The following is an 18,156-nucleotide window of genomic DNA, read 5'->3' on the forward strand; positions in this document are numbered from 1 at the left end:
GGAACCCTGGATGCTCACGTCGCCAGCTACAACTCAGGTGCCCTTGCAGCTGCTTGCCGCAGCCGCGCGGCTTCTGTCGAACGACGAGCCGCTTGCGGAGCGTGTTCGCCAGCTGTTTGCGCTGCTGCGTGAGGCGGTGCCGTTTCACGATGCGCGGCTGGTCTTCTGGCCGCAGAGCACCGACGCCAACGAGCCCGGCGAGCATATTCGCACCGAAGACGGCTGGCACGCCTACTGGATCGACGACCTGACCGATCTGGCTGTGCAGCGCGGCTCGCCAGTGCAGACGACCATTCCCTTCAAGCAGCTCCTCGACGACACCGATACCAGTTTGCCCGACGAAATCAGCTATTTTGGCACGCCAATTGTGTGGGGCGGGCAAACCTGGGGTGTGCTGGAACTGCGCGCCGCTGGCGCGAACGGCTTTTCGCCGGCCGAACAGGCATTTATAGCCGCACTCGCGCCCTTGCTCGCCTCGGCCATTGCCGTCGAGCAGCCAGAAAATGCCCTGCCCGTGCTGGCCGCCCGCGCCGACGAGCTGACCGGCGAGCAGGCTCACGAGATCACGGTGCTGCGGCACGAGCTGGAAGCGCCGCTTTCGCTCGGTTCCCTGCTGACGATGCTGCTGCGCCAGGCGCTCGATGCCACCGGGGCAGAGGCCGGCGCGATCAGCCTGGTTGATTCTGAGCGCGGCGAGCTGGTGGTGCAGGCGATTGAGGGCTACCCGCAAAATGTGCCGGCGCTCCATGGCGAGCCGCGCCGCCGCATCAGCTGGGAGCAGGGCGTGGTTGGGCGCGTAGCCCGCACCGGTCGCTCGCTGCTTTCGCGCGATGTCAACCGCGAGCCCGATTACCAGGCGGGCGGGCCGGCCATGCGCGCCGAGCTGGCTGTGCCGATTAGTGCCGGCGACCGGGTGCTGGCCGTGCTGGTGCTCAGCAGCCCGCGCACCGCCGCCTTTGGCGACAGTGAAGTGGCGTTTGTGCAGGCGCTGTGCGGCGTGGCCCCGCAGCCGCTGCGCCGCGCATTACGCTACCAGGAATTGCTCGAAACCAGCACCCAGCTCAACCAGGTTGTCACCAGCATGCCGATTGGCCTGGCGCTGCTGGATGTGCAGGGGCGCGTGCTGCGCCACAACCCGGCCTGGCGGCACCTGTGGGGCATCGAGGAAACGCACGACGACACGCCCTTCCATGTGCCCTGGGATCTGGTGGCGCTGGTGCTGGCGCGCCTGAACGACCCGATGGGCCTGAACGATTTCTGCGCCAGCGGGCAAAGCAACCCCACCGAAGTGCAAACCATTACGCTGCGTCTGCGCGACCCGCACCAGGAGCTGGATGTGCTTTCGGTGCCAACACGCGACAGCATGGGCCAGCTTACCGGGCGGCTCTGGCTGGTCAGCGATGTCACGCGCGAGCGCGAGTCGGATCGGCTGAAAAGCGAGTTTATCTCGGTGGTGTCGCACGAACTGCGCACGCCGCTCACGTCCATCCTCGGCTACACCGAGCTGCTGCTGGCGCGCGAGTTCGCCCCCGCCGAGCAGCGCGAGTTCGTCAAAACGGTGTATAACGAGGCCAACCACCTTTCGCAGATGGTGGAAGACATGCTTGGCATTTCGCGCCTGGAGGCCGGCACCGTCAAGCTCAACCAGTGGGTCGTCTCGGTGCGCCAGCTGATCAACGAAATGACCGCCCAGCTCAGCCACCACCTTTCCACGCGCCACCGCATGGTGATCGACATCCCCGACCAGCTTCCGCCAGCCTATATCGACCGCGACAAGATCAAGCAGGTGCTGTTCAACCTGCTGATCAATGCCGCGAAATACTCGCCGCGCGGTGGCGAAATTGGCCTGACCGTCACTGAAGCCGTCGAGCTGCCCGACGATCACCCAACCGGGCGTTTCCTGCTGGTGCGCGTGCGTGACCAGGGCATTGGCATCCCGGCCGAAGATCTGCCGCGCATCTGGGAGCGTTTCTACCGCGTCGATAACACCAACACGCGGCGCATCGGTGGCACTGGCCTGGGCCTGGCGATCACGAAGGCACTGGTCGAGCTGCACGGCGGGCGCATCTGGGCCGAAAGTGTGGTTGGCAAAGGCAGCACCTTCCTCTTCACGCTGCCAATCGCGACCGAGCTTCTTCGCCCATAATGCGGTAAAATGCCGCCATGAGCGAAGCATTCTATGTTCCAGCCGGCCCCGCCCGCAGCGAAATCCGCGTGCTCAACTCGCGCTTCGTTGCCAGCATCGCCCCCGCTGCCAGCGTCGACGCCGCGCGCGCATTTATCGCTTCCGTGCGCGCCGAAATGCCCGACGCCTCGCACCATGTCTATTCCTATGTGATTGGCCACGGCGCGACCACCACGCTTGGCACCACCGACGATGGCGAGCCGCCCGGCACGGCTGGCCGCCCAACGCTGGCGGTGCTGCGTGGCAGCGGCCTGGGCGACGTTGTGCTGGTGGTGACGCGCTATTTCGGCGGGACGCTGCTGGGCACGGGCGGGCTGGTGCGCGCCTATGGCGACGCGGCCAAAGCCGTGCTGGCAATCGCCCCGCGAGAGGAAAAGATCGAGCGCCGCGCCTTGCGCGTGCTGCTGCCCTACAGCGCCTACGAGCAAGCCCGCCGCCTGCTGGCCGCGCACGATGGTGCCGCCCTGGCCGAAGAATTCGCCGCCGATGTCACGCTGGATGTGCTGCTGCCAGCCGTGCAGTGCGCGCCATTCGTGGCCGCGCTCGAAACGCTCACGGCCGGGCAGGCGCTGGTTGAGGCGCTGGCCGAGCCCGGCGCGGCCGATTGAAATGAGTTGGGCCACAGAGAACATGGAGAGCACAGAGGACGAGGCTAAACTCAGGTTTTGGCTCAATTAATTTGAAATCCACTGTGGAATTACGCGCTACGCACTACGCTCTTTGCATCACCGCGCACTCTTTGTAGTCACTTGCAAATGCTCATTCCTCCTATCGCTCTAGCCAAGGAACCCTCGCTATGCCTCGTCCTTTTCGCTTTCTGATCCTGTTTTTCATACTCACGCTGGCCGCCTGCGCCAGCGGCACGCCCGCCGCCGCGCCCACCCAGCCCGCCGCCACGGTTGTTGCAACGGAACCCGCAGCCACGCCAGCGCAAACGCCCGCGCCACAGCCCACGGCAACGCCCGCGCCAACTGCTGCGCCCAGCGATGCCGAGATCAAGCGCAGCATTCAGGAAACGCTTGATCGCTTTGTCGAGGCATATAACGACAACCAGCCCGACCTGCTCGACCAGACAATCGACCAGACGAACGCGCCGTTTCGCCGCTTTGCGCGCTCGCAGTTCGATGAATTCCAGCAGTCGGCGCTGGCGCGCTATGGCATCGCCGCTCTGCGAGTTGAAAGCATCGCGCCGCGCGAGCATGGCTTTGTGCTGGCGCATCTCGCCACCAGTGGCAATTTCGCCGCCGACTGGCCGTTCCGCGAAGTTGGCGGGCGCTGGGTCATTTCCGAGCCATCGGTTGCGCAGCTTGGCGCGCCGCTGACGCTGGCGAGCGCGCACTTCACTTTCGACACCTACCCGTGGGCGAATGACGTGAACGACGCACTAATGCGCATGATGGAGCGGGCGCGCAGCAATGTGCTGGCCCGCCTGGGGCGCGCGCCTGAGCAGAAGGCGCAAGTGTTCATCAACCCAATCTATGGCCTGCACCCCTTCGAAAGCTCGTTCGCGCTGGCCTACTACCGGCCAATCACCGACACCGACACGATCACGATCTACGCGCCGCACTCCTTCGCGTTTGGCTACTACGACGCAAATGCCGGCTGGGAAGGCGAGCTTGAGAACGTGCTGACGCACGAGTACACGCATCTGGTGCAGCATCGCAGCTTCCCCGACGCATCGAATGTGAGCAGCTGGATGGAAGAAGGGCTGGCCGAGTTTGTGGCGGGCAACACCCACCCGAACGACCTGCGGGCGGCCGTGCGCGGCGGCACCATCATCCCGATCATCGACACGACGTCGCCGGCCTTCAAGCAGGATTTAGAGCATCTCAGCGCGCTGCGGCAGGATCGTGCGCTGGCCTATGGCTTTGCGTATGCCCTGGTGGCGTTTATTGTGGAAAAGCATGGTGGGCTGGATGGCTTCTGGGCGCTGGCCCGCGCCTACCAGAAAAGCCAGTCGCTCGAAAAGGCGGTGCAAGCGGCGTTCGGCACAAGCTACGCGCAGTTCGATCAGGAGTGGCGCGCGTGGCTGGAGCAGAAGTATGGGTAGGGCTTCAGTATGCAGGTATCAGCAGGGGACTCGGCCTGGGTGAGAAAATTAGTACGCACTACGCACTTGGGTTATAGTGCGTAGTGCGTGGCTGTGCTACCAACGTTTGCTAGCGACTGCCAGATGGGTCAGAAAACCATCCCCCATTTCCTTCGCTACGCCGCGTCGCGATAGGCCGGCGACACCGAGCGCAGGCGCTCGATCATGTCGGGCAGCGCCGCGATCACAGCGTCGATATCGGCGTCGGTGGTGTCTTTGCCGAGCGAAAAGCGCACCGAGCCGATTGCCTGCTCGTAGGGCAGGCCCAGCGCCGTCAGCACATGCGAGGCTTCGAGCGAGCCGCTGGTGCATGCCGAGCCGCTGGAGGCCGCGATGCCATGCTGATCGAGCAGCAGCAGCACGCTTTCGCCTTCCACATACTCGAAGGCAATATTGGCGTTATTCGGCAGGCGCTGCGTGGGGTGGCCATTCAGCGAGCTGAGCGGCACACGCTCCAAAATCCCGGCGATCAGCCGGTCGCGCAGGGCGGCAGAGTGGGCGGCATACTCGGCGCGGCGCGCTTCGGCCAGGCGCAGCGCGGTGGCAAGCCCAACGATGCCCGCCACATTCTCGGTGCCGGCGCGGCGGCGGCGTTCCTGCCCGCCACCATTGATCTGCGGCAGCAGCGGCGTGCCACGGCGCGCATACAGCACGCCCACGCCTTTCGGGCCATAGAACTTGTGCGCCGCCAGCGTCAGCAGGTCGACATTCAGGGCATCGACGGTGAGCGGCAGCGAGCCAGCCGCCTGCACCGCATCGGTGTGGAGCGGCACGCCACGCGCGCGGCACAGCGCCCCCAGCTCGGCCAGCGGCTGAATCGTGCCGATCTCGTTGTTCGCATACATCAGCGACACCAGCACGGTGTCGGGGCGCAGCGCGGCCTCAAGGTCGGCTGGGCGGATCAGGCCGTGCGAGTCGACCGGCAGGATCGTGACTTCAAAGCCAAACGCCTCGAGATACTCAAACGCATGCAGCACAGCGTGATGCTCGATCGCGCTGGTGATAATGTGCGTGCCACGGCCGGCCTGGCGTTGCGCCAGGGCCACGCCCTTGATCGCCAGGTTATCGGACTCCGAGCCGCCGCCGGTGAAAATAATCTCTTTGCGGTTCGCGCCCAGCACGCGCGCCACGCTGTCGCGGGCATCGTCGAGCGCCTCAAGCGCGGCGCGGCCAGCGCGATGAATGCTCGATGGATTGCCAAACTGCTCGGTAAAATACGGCAGCATCGCCGCAACAACCTGCGGGTCGGCGGGAGTTGTCGCCGCGTGATCGAGGTAGATCAGCCGCTCAGCCATAACCACTTCCTCTTTGGTGAAACGAACGCGGGCATTGTAACACCTCGCGCACACGAGCGCCAAAGCTCACAGGTGGCAACGAAAAGCGCGACCCCAATCGGCCGCGCTTCACAAGACAGGTTGCAGCGAGTGTCTTAGGCCGAGGCTTCCTGCGGCGCTTCCGGCACCTCGGTCACGGGCGGAGCAATCGCCTCCGCGCCACGGCCAGGCATCAGGCCAATCGATTCGCGCGCGCGCCAGCAGGCCGCGAAGTGTCCCCCGCCGTAATCCATAAACGGCGGCTCTTCGACCTTGCAGCGGTCGATCACGATTGGGCAGCGCGTGTGGAAGTGGCAGCCCGACGGCGGGTTGAGCGGGCTGGGTACATCGCCTTCGAGGATGATGCGCTTGCGGCGCTTCTCGACACGCGGGTCGGGGATGGGCACCGCCGACAGCAGCGCCTGGGTGTAGGGGTGCATTGGCATCGAGTAGAGCTTGCTGCCCTCGGCCAGCTCGACGACCTTGCCCAGGTACATCACCGCCACGCGGTCGCTGATGTGCTTCACCACCGAGAGGCCGTGCGCAATAAACAGGTAGGTCAGCCCCAGGCGATCCTGCAAATCTTCCAGCAGGTTAATCACCTGCGCCTGAATCGACACATCGAGCGCCGACACCGGCTCGTCGCACACCACAAACTCGGGCTCAACCGCGAGCGCGCGAGCGATACCAATGCGCTGGCGCTGGCCACCCGAGAACTCGTGCGGGTAGCGGTTGATGAAGTAGGGATTGAGGCCGACAAGCTGCAGCAGCTCCTGCACGCGCTCGCGCACGGCCTTGCCCTGGCGCAGGTTATGCACCTTGATCGGCTCGCCAATAATGTCGCCCACGGTCATACGCGGGTTGAGCGAGGCATACGGGTCCTGGAAGATCATCTGGACCTTGCGGCGCATGCGGCGCAGTTCCTCGCCCTTGAGCTTGACGAGATCCTGCCCTTGAAACACCACCGAGCCGGCGGTTGGGCGGTAGAGCTGCAGAATTGCGCGGCCCGTCGTCGACTTGCCACAGCCCGATTCGCCCACCAGGCCAAGCGTTTCGCCCTTCTTAATCGAAAAGCTCACGCCATCGACGGCCTTCACCGCGCCCACCTGGCGCTGAAAAACAATGCCCTTGGTCACCGGAAAGTGCATCTGCAGGTCGTTCACCTGAATCAAGTCTGGTGTCGCCCCGTTTGCTTGTGTCGTCATAACCAATCCTCTTAGCGCGTAGGCGCGTGCTCAGGGCCGCGCAATACTGTCCTTAACCGGCGATCTCGGTGACGGCCTCGGCATTCTCGTGTGCCGGGATGGGCGTCTCGAGGGTAATATCGAACAAGCACGCCGCGCGATGATCCGGCCCAACTGGGCGGAGCGGCGGGACGGTTTGGTCGCATTTGCCGGCCACAAAGTAATCGCAGCGCGGGCTGAACGGGCAGATCGCCGGCAGGTTGATAAGATCCGGCGGAAGACCGCGAATAGGCGTAAGTTTTCGGCCGTCCTGCTCATCGAGGCGCGGGATCGAGCGCAGCAGGCCGATTGTGTAGGGCATGCGCGGGTTCGCAAAAATCTCGCCCGTCGGCCCTTCCTCAACGATCCGGCCCGCATACATCACGGCCACGCGGTCGGCCATGCCGGCCACCACGCCCAGGTCGTGGGTGATGATAATCACGGCAGTGCCGGTTTCGTTCTTGAGGCGGTTGATCAGCTCAAGGATCTGCGCCTGGATCGTCACGTCGAGCGCGGTGGTTGGCTCGTCGGCAATCAGCAATTCGGGGTTGCACGAAAGGCCCATCGCGATCATCACGCGCTGGCGCATACCGCCCGAAAACTGGTGCGGGTAATCGTCGAGGCGGCGGGCTGCGCTAGGGATACCGACCATGCTCAGCAGTTCCACGGCGCGTTTGCGCGCTTCGTTGCCGGTGAGCTTCATGTGCAGCTCGAGCGACTCGGTGATCTGGCGGCCAATTGTCAGCACCGGGTTAAGCGAGGTCATTGGGTCCTGGAAGATCATCGCGATGCGATTGCCGCGCACGTGGCGCATTTCCTCTTCCGAGTAATCGAGCAGGTTGTCGCCATCAAAGAGGATTGAGCCACTGGCGATTTTACCGGGCGGAGTTGGGATCAGGCGCATGAGTGAAAGCGAGGTCACACTCTTGCCCGAGCCGCTTTCTCCCACGATCCCAAGCGTTTCGCCACGCTCAAGATGAAAGGAGACGTCGTTGACGGCATTCACAAGGCCATCTTGCGTCTTAAACTGCACCTTCAGGTTACGAACCTCGAGTAATGGCGGCATAGCAGCTTCCTTCGAATTAGCTCTTACAGAAGGTCCCATCGCTGCCGCAAGCGGGGCGGCGGCGAATAGCGGGTCAACTTAGTTCGCTTCGCGCGGGTCGAGCGCGTCGCGCAGACCGTCGCCAATAAACGTGAACGCCAGCGTAATCGACGCAATCGCAATGGCGGGCGCGATCAGCAGCCAGGGCTGCGCCGTGATGGCGGCCTTGCCGTCGAGGATCATATTACCCCAGCTCACCGGGAACAGCGAGTTGGGGTCGGTTGCCGGGCGCAGACCAATACCCAGGTATGAAAGCACGGCTTCAGCGATAATCGCGCCAGGAACGATGAACGCGCCCGAAATAATGATTGGGCCAAGCGAGTTGGGCAGCAGGTGCTTGAAGAGAATATTGTGCTGGCGCACACCAACTGCGCGCGCCGCCTCGATAAACTCTTTTTCTTTCAGCGAAAGCACCTGGCCGCGCACCAGGCGGGCCACGCCGACCCAGCCCACCAGCGAAAGCGCGCCAAACAAGATCAGGAAGCCATTCCAGAACTTGCCGATTGGTGTGTCTTTCAGGGCTGTCATCACGATAATAAAGAACAGAAACGCCGGGAAAGAATAGACGATCTCGGCGAAGCGCATCAGGAAGGCATCGACTGCGCCGCCGAAGAAGCCCGCAACCAGGCCGATCACCGTGCCAAGCAGCAAGGTAAAGGTCATCGGCACAAAGCCCACCACCAGCGACGTGCGCGTGCCATACACCAGGCGGCTCCATACATCGCGGCCTACCGCATCGGTGCCAAGCGGGTAAGTCCAGGTGCCGCTTTTCGCCGGCTGGTTCGGCGTTTCCACCCATGCCGCCTGAATATAGGTCTTGCCGGGGAAAATCTCGATCGGGTTGTGCGGCGCCAGCAGTGGCGCAATAATCGCCACAATGATCAGCAGGCAGATATACGACAGGGCCGCAACTGCTGCTTTGTTGCGCAGCAGGCGCCGCCGCGCATCGCTCCACAGGCTGCGTGGCGCGCGGGTGACAAATGCCTGCTCGACACTGTCGACGCTGGCGGCTGGTTTCGATATAGTCGTCGCCATCAAATCACCTCATCTACCCTTGGTTAACAGCCGGGCGCAGGGCACCGGCCGCGAAACTATTGCGCTGCCGTCGTTTGCCTAGCCCTGGCTGCGGATGCGTGGATCCAGCAGGCCGTAGCTCAGGTCGACAACAATATTGGCCATCACCACCAGCGTCGCGTAAATCAGCGTCGAACCCATAATCATCGAGTAATCGCGCTGGAAGATCGCGTCGACAAAGAAGCGACCGACGCCGGGGATGCTGAAGATCGACTCGGTGATCACCGCGCCGGTGATCAGGTCAACCAGCGCCGGGCCAAGCACCGTCACCACAGGGATGAGGGCATTGCGCAGAATATGGCGGACGATCACCATGCGCTCGTTCAGGCCCTTGGCGCGGGCGGTGCGAATGTAATCCTGGCGCTTGATCTCAAGCACGGTGCTGCGCGTAATGCGCGTAATAAACGACATGGTTGAAAGGCCGAGCACCAGGCCCGGCGCGATATAGGGCCGCCAGGTGTTCCAGTCGTTATTCGTGATCGAGATCCATTTCAGCGTGGTGCCAAACAGAATAATGACGAGCAGGCCAATCACAAACGTTGGTACCGACACGCCAATTGTGGCAAAGAAGAGGCTGATATAGTCGACAATTGAGTTCTGGCGCAGCGCCGCAATGATACCAAGCGGGATGCCAACCAGCACCGCGAAGGTCAGGGCGAACAGGCCCAGGCGCAGGGAATAGGGCCACTGCTTGAGGATAATATCCTGAACGCTCTTGCCGCGCTGGCGATACGAAGGGCCAAGATCGCCGCGAGCGGCATTAAACACATAGTTAAAAAATTGGCTGTCTAAATAGGCGCGGCCGATTGCCAGGGGGTTGCGCACGCCGCTTTCCCACAATTTGCTTGCTGCTGCCGGGTTGAAATACTGTGGTTTATCGAGGCCGAAGCGGGCATTCAAGGCTTTCAGCGTCGCCCCGTCGACCTGTTTCTTATCACCATCGCGGTCGAACGGCCCACCGGGGGCCTGATGCATCAAGAAGAATGACACCAGCGCCACAAAAAATAATACCGGGATGGCCCATAGCAGGCGGCGAATGATGAATGCCAGCATAACACGCTCCTCGGTCGTACGGGCGCATGCACCTACGTACGTTTCTTGTTCTATTGAACACTGGCGGCCCTCGAAAGGGCCGCCAGTGTCTGTCGTATCCTACTGGCCGAGCGTAACGCCCGCCAGGCCGGTGATCAGACCCGGCTCGTCCGAGTCCTGCGGCGTGAAGTCGAGACCCTTCACCCACGGCTTGATCAGGTAGATGTTCTTGGTGTTGCCGTAGATGACGATCGGCAGGGTCGAAATCACCTGCACCTGCGCTTGAGCGTACAGCTCGGTACGCTTGGCTGGGTCGAGCTCAATGTCGGCCTGGTCCATCAGCTCATCGGCCTTAGGATCTTTGTAGCTGATGTTCTTGGCGAACTCCGAGCGCGAGTGCCAGAAGATGCTGAGCCAGTTCTGCTGGTCGGGGTAGTCCGCGCACCAGCCGCCGCGCACCAGCTGCGGGAAGGTCTTAGGATCCTTGCGCAGTGCGGTTAGCGTGGTCGACTCGACCGGGTCGAGCACCAGGTCGACGTTCAGGTTCTTCTTGTACATCTGAACCAGGTATTCGCTGCGGGCCTGGTTGGCCGGGTTGTTGCTGCCGTAGGTCAGCTTAACCTCGGGGAAGCCAGCGCCATCGGGGAAGCCAGCCTCGCTCAGTGCGGCCTTGGCCTTCTCAACGTCGAAGTCGTAGCGGGTTTCCTTGTCGTCGTACCCAGGGTAACCCGGCGGGATCCACGTCAGGGTCTTGACAAAGGTGTCCTTGGTGACGTCGCGGATGAAGCCCTCGCGGTCGTAGGCGTAGGCGAATGCCTCGCGAACCTTGAAGTTATCAAACGGAGCGCGCGTCAGGTTGAATTCCCAGCCGAAGGTGCAGGCGCCGGCGTAGCTCTTGAACTCCGCGCCCATCGTCGCGTCGGCCTGGATCGTCGGAACGTCGTTCGCGTCCGGTATCATGACGTCGACTTCGTTGTTCTTGTAGGCCTGCAGCGCCACCGCCAGGTCTTCGATGTAGGTGTAGCGCACGCCAGCGATCTTGGGCTTGCCGGCCCAGTAGTTTTCGTTGGCCTTGTACTCGATCAGGTTGGCCGATTTGTCGATCTTGGTGATCTGGAAGGGGCCGTTGCCAATTTGCATGGCGGCATCTTCCCACCAGGTTTCGCTGCTCTCGAACGACGACTTCTTGGTTGGCCAGCCCACCCAGATGCCCATAATCGTCGGGAAATACGGCGTCGGCTGGGTCAGGGTGAACTTGATGGTCTTCTCGTCGGGCGTTGCAATGCCCAGCGCCTTCTGCAGGTCGGGCAGCTTGGCCTCGTCGGTCGGGATCTCGGTGCCAATGATATCCTCGGCGCCCTTGATCATGAAGTAGGTGCCCTGGTAGTCGCCAGGTGAGTGCGGGTCGAGCGAGTGGTAGATCGCCTCGGCGAAGTCCGTCGAGGTCAGCGGCGAGCCGTCGCTGTACTTCAGGCCATCGCGGAGCGTGAAGGTCCACTCGGTGCCGTCAGCATTGCTTTCCCACTTTTCGGCCGCGCCGGGAACCGTCTTGAGGTCTTTGTCGAAGCGGGTCAGGCCCTCATAGTTCAGGATCAGCACCGCGATCTCGTTCGAGAACGAGGATTTCTGCGGGTCGAGCTGATCCGGCCACACCGACTCAGCCATGCGCAGGTAGCCATCGGGATCGGGGCCACCGGTCGCGGCAGCAGCGGTCGGCGCCTCAGCCATTGCAGTTGGGGCCTCGGCAGCGGTCGGCGCCTCAGCAGCGGCGGCCGTGGGGGCCTCGGCAGCGGCGGCCGTGGGGGCCTCAGCAGCCGGGGCTGCTGTCGGGGCGGCAGCCGGCGTGCCACCACCACAGGCGGCAAGAATCGGCAAAACGAGGGCGAGCAGCAGCGCAACGACAAAGCTGCTCCGTAGGTTCATTCGCTTCATCTGAAGCAAGCTCCTTTCACAAGCGTCTGTTCAGAAAAACCGATCGGCCAGCTACGATCATATTGCCGGCACGATAGCTAGACCTCGGACGGGTGCCACCTCCTTTCGGAAAGACCTCCTTGGGTATGTGTTGTAACGACTGTAATCCGGTTTAGAACCGCGCTATGTGCTGTGTGAACGCCTAGTGCACCATGCGCGCCAACGGCGCCAGGTACCAGTACGATGCCGTCAGGTATGCGTGATCCCCAAGCGGCGCTGCAACCGAACGCCCGCGCCATGGCGCCTGGCGGCCGGCTGCGATTCGCAGGCAAAGCTGCGCAAACACGCGTTGAGGATTTGGCACTGGGTCGTTGGTGCGTCGCAAGGCATCGCGCAGCATATAGTCTAAGTCGTCGACTTCGCGATCCTGATGTGACATCATGTCAATCAAAGCACCCTGCGCTTCGACACAGCCATATTTGAAGAGGTCTCACTCCAGCGGTTCGCAAATGGTAACACGCTGTTTTCGGCTTGTCAAACCGCCAACACCAGTGTACTTCTCACTATGGCGCGCTGTGCTGATGAGCAAGGGTATGGCGTAGCGCACTGCATCATTTATGCCACGGCTTGCTGTGCAAAGGGCCGCGTGCCCGGCGTTTGCGCCCCAGCCCCACGAACGGGTTCCCGGCGAGCTTCTTCCTCGCGTGGCGCGCCGTCGCGCGCAAGCCGATCGAGGTAGTCGAGCAAATCGCGCCGCAGTTCTTCGTCGCCCGATGCGTTCAGCCGCCACAGCGTGCGCTGGATCACCTGCGCGTCGTAAGCGATTTCGGCATTGCGCTGCGGGTTTTCCGAGTCGAACAGGCCGCGCCCATCTTGGTCGAAGCTATTGGCGACAAAGATCGTCAGCTCGTCGAGCGTTTCTTTCATCAAAGCCTGCCCACTGCGCCAGAACAGCAAGGCAAGATCCGTCGAGTAGTGCAGCCGCGCCATGCGCTCTTCACCAAGCACACTCGCCAGCCGCGCACGCGCTTCTGCCAGGCTGTGAAGCGCTGAGCGCTGCCAGAGCCGCTGATATCCGGTGGGCGGTACGCCTGGCTCCGCAACGAGACGCAGCACTGGCCGGCAATCTTCGGGCGGCAGACGAAATTCGATCAGGCCAGCGTGCCGCAGCACATTGCGCCCAAGCGTTGTTCCGGCATCGTCGGCGTCGAGCACCGCAGTGATATAAACATTTGGGGGGATAACAGGCTGGCAATCGGGCGGGAAGCCCGGCAGCTTGAGCCACTTTGTGCCGTCCGGGGCAACCTGGAGCATATCGAAATAATACTCAAGGTCGGCTGGGTAGACGGCGTCAAAGCAGACCATATAGATTTTCCCGAGGTTGCTTGGGGCAGCAGCTTCCTGCAGCAATTCCAAAAAGCGCCACGAGCTGAACTGCTCCTGCATCGACTGGTAGTATTGATCTTGCCCGGTGCCACCGGCCCACAAGCCCGTTCGCGAGATTTGCAGATACTGCGAGCTATCGCGCCCAACCAGCGCTTCAGCAAACAGGCGGGCAAGTTCTTTCTTGCCTTGCCCGGCCGCGCCAGCCAGGATCACAAACGGGTTCGTTTTCAGCGCGACATAGTAGTTAACAATCAGCGCGCGGGGAAGCGCATAGCCAGCCCCACGAACAACCTCAAGAATATGGTTTAGTAGCTGTTGTTCCCCAAATGTGCTTGCCCGGGCATCGCGGCAGATTGCCCGTGCAAGTGGGCTATGGGCGCGCTCGTCTGCGGGCGGCGCTAACTTCCCGCGGCCAACATTGGCCAACCCACCGGCAGCATCGGCGGCGGTTCCCTGGAAGTTGTACAAGGTTGCTGTTCCTCTCCATTGTTCCGCGCATGTCGCCCGGTCAGCTTCGGCCGGGAGTGTGGCATGCAACGGCAATTGCACCCGGAGGTGCACGACGATTATCCGCTTGGATCTGAGTGAGGTAAGACCGCTTCACTATTATCACACAGGTTTTGCGGTCATGGTTCAATATCTTTACAATTTTAACACGACATCGGCGCATTTGATTCGGTGCGAATCGCAACGCGGGTGGAAAAAACGCAATTCGAGGATGGCAATGCCACCCTCGAATCCGCATTAGAATAAGCTATTCGTGTATTTCTTGCTGAGCAGGCCGGTACGAGCGGGCTGCGTAGCGGGCTAGCCCGCGCCCAGATCGCGCGCGCCGCTGAGGGTGGTGCCGGCGGGAACGTGGCCCTGCGCTGCACTGCGGTTGCGCACATGCACCGTTCCCTGACACACGACCCCTGCGCCAAAGGCCACATCGCCCTCGACCGTCAGGCGCGCGCATGCGCGCAGCGACGGCGGGCCAGCGGCAAAACGCGCCTCGAAGTCGTCGATCAGCTTGTAGAAGCGGCTGTCGAGCACAACAATCGTGGGCGCGATGTCGTTGGCCTGCACCAGCCGGAAGCCTTCGTCGAGCGCGTAGATATCGGAACGCAGGCGCAGCAGGTCGTCGCAGGTTTTCACCGGCATAAAGCGGTCGCGCCCGACGCGCAGCACGCGCGCGCCCGGGAACACGGCAATTGCCGCGCCCATGGCCGTTTCGAGCTGGAATACCCCTGGCGAGCGGCTATCCTTCGGGTCGAGCGTTTTGGCGTTGCGGATCATGGGCAGCTTGATGACGTTGTTGTTGGCGTCGAGCAGCGCCTTGAGCTGCGGCAGGTTCACCCAGATGCTGTTGGTGTTGAAGTAGGCGTGGCGCTTGATGTCCTGAAATGCTGGCAGATCGGCCTCGGGGCACTGCGCGACTTCACGCAGGATGAGCTGCCCATCCAGCCGTTGCGCAATATGCCCGCCCTTCTTGTCGGCCTCGGTGCGGTCGGCCACTTCCATCAGGAAGGGAACATTGTGCTCGGCCACGTAGCCCAGGATGCCCAGGTCGAGCGTCGCGCCCAGGTTGTCGACGTTGGAGATGAACAGGTATTCGTAGCCGTGCGCCAGCAGCGCGTCGAGCATGCCCGAGGTTGCCAGCGCAATATACACTTCGCCGTGGCCGGGCGGGCACCATTCGAGGTTGCGGTTGGCCGGCCAGTCGGCGGGGCCTAGCGTGCTTTGCAGCACTTTGGGCACTTTGTTCTGCATCAGCGAGAGCGGGATGGGGCCCTCAAGCGCGGGGTAGCGCGCCAGCACCGCGCGCGAGTCGGCGTCGGTGTTGAAGCTGTTCATCAGGATCAGCGGCACTGCCGTGCCATAGCGCGTGCCAAAACTTAGCGCCTGCTGCGCAATCACATCCAGAAAGGTCATGCCTTCGCGCGCGACCAGCAGCGACTTGGCGCGATCCAGGCCCATGCTCGTGCCCAGGCCGCCATTCAGCTTCAGCACGGCGGCGCGACCCAGCGCGGCATGCCCAGCCTCGGTGTAGGCGGCCACTTCTTCCACGCCCGCCACCGCCGACACCGGCATGATCGTGTCTTCCGGAATCATGCCGACGCTGCCGGAGGCCAGCACATCATAGTAGTAGTGGAAGTTATCAATCACAATCTGCGGCAGCCCTTCGGCGCGCATTCGTTCTTCAAAAGGAGCAAAATCAGCAGTGTTGTCGAGCGGCATAGTTCAATCCTTTTTTATAATTTTTGTGGCGCAGCGCGCCATGAAAATTATAGCATGGGGTCATGGCGCGCCAGATAACAAATGAATCATCCATATTGTCCTGCCGCATACGTCCCGATTTGTCTCTATGCAGGGCGAACAATCGCCCATACAATGATTTCAGTGAGACAATAGTGGTACAAGCCGGTACAATGCACATCAAGCCGAGGTCGCCATGCAGATCACGCTCAACCGAAACAGCCCGCAGCCGCTCTACACGCAGCTCGCGCAAGACATCCAGCGGCGCATTCGCTCGGGCGCACTGCCGCCGGGCGCGCGCCTGCCCACCGTGCGCGAGCTGGCCGTGCAGCTTGGCGTGACGCGCCTGACGGTGCATACCGCCTATAGCGAGCTGCAGTCGGGTGGTTGGGTTGAAGCGACGGTGGGCCGTGGCACATTTGTTTCTGCGCCGAGCGAGACAATTTCCGTGCAAACCGACTATGGCCGCGACCTGTCGACGCCGAGCATTCTGAACGACATGGTGCGCCTGGCGCGGCTGCCCGGCATGCGCTCGCTGGCAATGGCCGACGCCTCGCCCGACCTGTACCCCATGCGCGAGTTTGGCCGGGCGCTCGACGAGGCGCTGACCACGGGCGGCGCGGCCGTGCTGAGCTATACGCCATCGCAGGGCGACCCGCTGCTGCGCACAACGCTGGCCGACCTGCTGCGCGAGCGCGGGCTGAATGCTGCGCCCGACGAAATTGTGGTCACCTCGGGCGCGACGCAGGCCATGTCGCTGATTGGGCGCGCGCTGGCACGCCCCGGCGATACCGTGCTGGTCGAGCAGCCAACCTACCTGGGCCTGCTGAATGTGCTGAACGCGCAGCGGCTGTGCCCGATTGGCGTGCCGGTGGACGAAGACGGCATGCAGGTCGATGCGCTGGAGGCGCTGATAAAGGAACACCAGCCGCGCTTCATCTACACCATCCCGGCCTTCCAGAACCCCAGCGGCGTGTGCCTGAGCGCCGAGCGCCGCGCGCGCCTGCTTGAGCTGGCCGAGCGCTACCGCGTGCCGGTGGTGGAAGATGACATCTACAGCGCGCTGGTGTATGAAGGAAGTGCGCCGCCTACCATCAAGGCGAGCGACCGCACCGGGCAGGTGCTGATGATCAGCAGCTTCTCGAAGGCGCTGATCCCGGGCGTGCGGATCGGCTACATTGTCGCCGGGCCGCAATTTCTCGACCGGCTGGTGATGGCCAAGCAGGCCGACGATCTGTGCTCGCCGCCCTTGCTGCAGCGCGCACTGGCCCTGTTCATCCAGCATGGCTGGCTGGCCGCGCACCTGCGCCGCGCCATCCCGCGCTACCGCGAGCGCCGCGACGCGCTGCTCACGGCGATGGCGCGCTCATTCCCTTCGGGCATTCACTGGACGACGCCGCGTGGTGGGCTGTGCACCTGGGTGACGCTGCCGGCTGGCACGTCCGTCACCGACCTGTACCTCGCGGCAATTGAGCGCGGCGTGGGCTTCGCGCCGGGCGATGTCTTCTTTATCGACCCGCCAGCGCAGCCATTCATGCGCCTGTCGTTCAGCACCCTGCCGCCCGAGCTGATCACCGAGGCGGCGCAGATCCTCGGGCAGCTGATCAGCGTGCAAACCACGCGCCGCGCCTTTATGGTGCCGCCGCTGGCCGAGTGCGTACCGCTCGTATAAGCCAAACCGCGTCATTCGCATAGCGCCCCGCGCTGGCCCGCGTGCCCCGCGCTGGCGTCGCTGTGCCAAAAAAACAGGAGGAAGACATGCCAACTATCCCCATGTACCAGATCGACGCCTTCGCCGACCGCGTGTTTGCTGGCAACCCGGCAGCGGTATGCCCGCTGGAGGAATGGCTCGACGACGCGACCATGCAGGCGATTGCGGCCGAAAACAACCTGGCCGAAACGGCCTTTTTCGCACGCGAGGGCGACGACTACCGCATTCGCTGGTTCACGCCGGTGCTGGAAGTCGATCTGTGCGGCCACGCCACGCTGGCCTCGGCGTTTGTGCTCTTCACCGAGCTGGAGCCCGACCGCACCAGCGTGACGTTCGCGTCGCGCAGCGGCGGCCTGACGGTCACGCGCGATGGCGCGCGCCTGACGCTGGATTTCCCGGCCATCGCCACCGAGCCGTGCGCCGCCCCGCCGCTGCTGGCCGAAGGCTTGGGTGCCGAGCCGCTGGAAGTGCGCCGGGGCATGGATTACATGGTAGTGCTGGCGAACGAGGCGGCCGTGCGCGCAGTGCAGCCGCGCTTGGAATTGCTGGCCCAGCTCGACGCGCGCGGCGTGATTGTGACGGCACGCGGCGAAAGTGCCGATTTCGTCTCGCGCTTTTTCGGGCCGGCCGCCGGCATCCCCGAAGACCCCGTGACTGGCTCGGCGCACTGCGCGCTGGTGCCCTACTGGGCCGCGCAGCTTGGCAAAACCGAGCTGCATGCCCGCCAGATTTCGGCGCGTGGCGGCGAACTGTGGTGCACCGAGGCCGGCACGCGCGTGCTGATTGCGGGCCATGCCGTAAAATTCTTCCAGGGCGTAATAAAATTGTACTAAAATTACAACTTTTGGAGTATTGCTGAAATAAAAGAAGAATATTACAATCATCACTG

13 protein-coding genes are annotated in these 18,156 nt (G+C 62.9%); 5 read left to right on the top strand and 8 right to left on the bottom strand.

Annotated elements, in window-relative coordinates; translation table 11 throughout:
- Positions 1-10 precede the first annotated feature (10 nt).
- From M1P90_RS26390 to M1P90_RS26400, 3 genes are all read left to right on the top strand, one after another.
- Entirely contained in the window at positions 11-2,146 is a 2,136-nt protein-coding gene (locus M1P90_RS26390; protein WP_483698585.1) for an ATP-binding protein, read from the top strand.
- Positions 2,147-2,163: 17 nt separating this feature from the next.
- Positions 2,164-2,793 (top strand): YigZ family protein, encoded by a 630-nt coding sequence (locus tag M1P90_RS26395; protein ID WP_483698586.1) that lies wholly within the window; start codon positions 2,164-2,166, stop codon positions 2,791-2,793.
- Positions 2,794-2,981: 188 nt separating this feature from the next.
- Positions 2,982-4,235, top strand: a complete 1,254-nt coding sequence (locus M1P90_RS26400; RefSeq protein WP_483698587.1) for a peptidase MA family metallohydrolase — start codon at positions 2,982-2,984, stop codon at positions 4,233-4,235.
- A gap of 155 nt (positions 4,236-4,390) precedes the next feature.
- Here M1P90_RS26400 and nifS read toward each other — a convergent pair whose 3' ends face one another.
- The 8 genes from nifS to M1P90_RS26440 all read right to left on the bottom strand — a co-directional run bounded on the left by nifS (position 4,391) and on the right by M1P90_RS26440 (position 15,538).
- The gene (gene nifS / locus M1P90_RS26405; protein ID WP_483698589.1) at positions 4,391-5,569 is read right to left on the bottom strand and encodes a cysteine desulfurase NifS; all 1,179 of its coding nucleotides are present in this window, start codon (positions 5,567-5,569) and stop codon (positions 4,391-4,393) included.
- A 134-nt stretch (positions 5,570-5,703) separates the two neighbouring features.
- The gene (locus M1P90_RS26410) at positions 5,704-6,792 is read right to left on the bottom strand and encodes an ABC transporter ATP-binding protein (protein WP_483698590.1); all 1,089 of its coding nucleotides are present in this window, start codon (positions 6,790-6,792) and stop codon (positions 5,704-5,706) included.
- A gap of 52 nt (positions 6,793-6,844) precedes the next feature.
- On the bottom strand, positions 6,845-7,876 hold the full coding sequence (locus M1P90_RS26415) for an ABC transporter ATP-binding protein (RefSeq protein WP_483698591.1): 1,032 nt from the start codon (positions 7,874-7,876) through the stop codon (positions 6,845-6,847).
- A 78-nt stretch (positions 7,877-7,954) separates the two neighbouring features.
- Entirely contained in the window at positions 7,955-8,950 is a 996-nt protein-coding gene (locus tag M1P90_RS26420) for an ABC transporter permease (RefSeq protein ID WP_483698592.1), read from the bottom strand.
- A 78-nt stretch (positions 8,951-9,028) separates the two neighbouring features.
- Positions 9,029-10,042 (bottom strand): ABC transporter permease, encoded by a 1,014-nt coding sequence (locus M1P90_RS26425; protein ID WP_483698594.1) that lies wholly within the window; start codon positions 10,040-10,042, stop codon positions 9,029-9,031.
- 99 nt (positions 10,043-10,141) lie between these two features.
- Positions 10,142-11,953 (bottom strand): peptide ABC transporter substrate-binding protein, encoded by a 1,812-nt coding sequence (locus M1P90_RS26430; protein ID WP_483698595.1) that lies wholly within the window; start codon positions 11,951-11,953, stop codon positions 10,142-10,144.
- Positions 11,954-12,547: 594 nt separating this feature from the next.
- A complete protein-coding gene (locus tag M1P90_RS26435; protein ID WP_483698597.1) occupies positions 12,548-13,786 on the bottom strand; it encodes a hypothetical protein in 1,239 nt (412 codons plus the stop codon).
- Positions 13,787-14,125: 339 nt separating this feature from the next.
- On the bottom strand, positions 14,126-15,538 hold the full coding sequence (locus tag M1P90_RS26440; protein WP_483698598.1) for a UTP--glucose-1-phosphate uridylyltransferase: 1,413 nt from the start codon (positions 15,536-15,538) through the stop codon (positions 14,126-14,128).
- Positions 15,539-15,752: 214 nt separating this feature from the next.
- Here M1P90_RS26440 and pdxR point away from each other — a divergent pair, with 214 nt between their 5' ends.
- Positions 15,753-17,228 (top strand): MocR-like pyridoxine biosynthesis transcription factor PdxR, encoded by a 1,476-nt coding sequence (gene pdxR, locus M1P90_RS26445; protein WP_483698600.1) that lies wholly within the window; start codon positions 15,753-15,755, stop codon positions 17,226-17,228.
- A gap of 86 nt (positions 17,229-17,314) precedes the next feature.
- Complete coding sequence (locus tag M1P90_RS26450) at positions 17,315-18,100, top strand: PhzF family phenazine biosynthesis protein (protein WP_483698601.1); 786 nt, start codon at positions 17,315-17,317, stop codon at positions 18,098-18,100.
- Positions 18,101-18,156: the final 56 nt, after the last annotated feature.

This window comes from Kouleothrix sp. 19917, from assembly GCF_057073505.1.

Excerpts from the sequence above, each read along its gene's own strand:
- M1P90_RS26390 (WP_483698585.1), top strand. The coding sequence starts at position 11 with ATGCTCACGTCGCCAGCTACAACTCAGGTGCCCTTGCAGCTGCTTGCC.
- M1P90_RS26395 (WP_483698586.1), top strand. The coding sequence starts at position 2,164 with ATGAGCGAAGCATTCTATGTTCCAGCCGGCCCCGCCCGCAGCGAAATC.
- M1P90_RS26400 (WP_483698587.1), top strand. The coding sequence starts at position 2,982 with ATGCCTCGTCCTTTTCGCTTTCTGATCCTGTTTTTCATACTCACGCTG.
- nifS (WP_483698589.1), bottom strand. The coding sequence starts at position 5,569 with ATGGCTGAGCGGCTGATCTACCTCGATCACGCGGCGACAACTCCCGCC.
- M1P90_RS26410 (WP_483698590.1), bottom strand. The coding sequence starts at position 6,792 with ATGACGACACAAGCAAACGGGGCGACACCAGACTTGATTCAGGTGAAC.
- M1P90_RS26415 (WP_483698591.1), bottom strand. The coding sequence starts at position 7,876 with ATGCCGCCATTACTCGAGGTTCGTAACCTGAAGGTGCAGTTTAAGACG.
- M1P90_RS26420 (WP_483698592.1), bottom strand. The coding sequence starts at position 8,950 with ATGGCGACGACTATATCGAAACCAGCCGCCAGCGTCGACAGTGTCGAG.
- M1P90_RS26425 (WP_483698594.1), bottom strand. The coding sequence starts at position 10,042 with ATGCTGGCATTCATCATTCGCCGCCTGCTATGGGCCATCCCGGTATTA.
- M1P90_RS26430 (WP_483698595.1), bottom strand. The coding sequence starts at position 11,953 with ATGAAGCGAATGAACCTACGGAGCAGCTTTGTCGTTGCGCTGCTGCTC.
- M1P90_RS26440 (WP_483698598.1), bottom strand. The coding sequence starts at position 15,538 with ATGCCGCTCGACAACACTGCTGATTTTGCTCCTTTTGAAGAACGAATG.
- pdxR (WP_483698600.1), top strand. The coding sequence starts at position 15,753 with ATGCAGATCACGCTCAACCGAAACAGCCCGCAGCCGCTCTACACGCAG.
- M1P90_RS26450 (WP_483698601.1), top strand. The coding sequence starts at position 17,315 with ATGCCAACTATCCCCATGTACCAGATCGACGCCTTCGCCGACCGCGTG.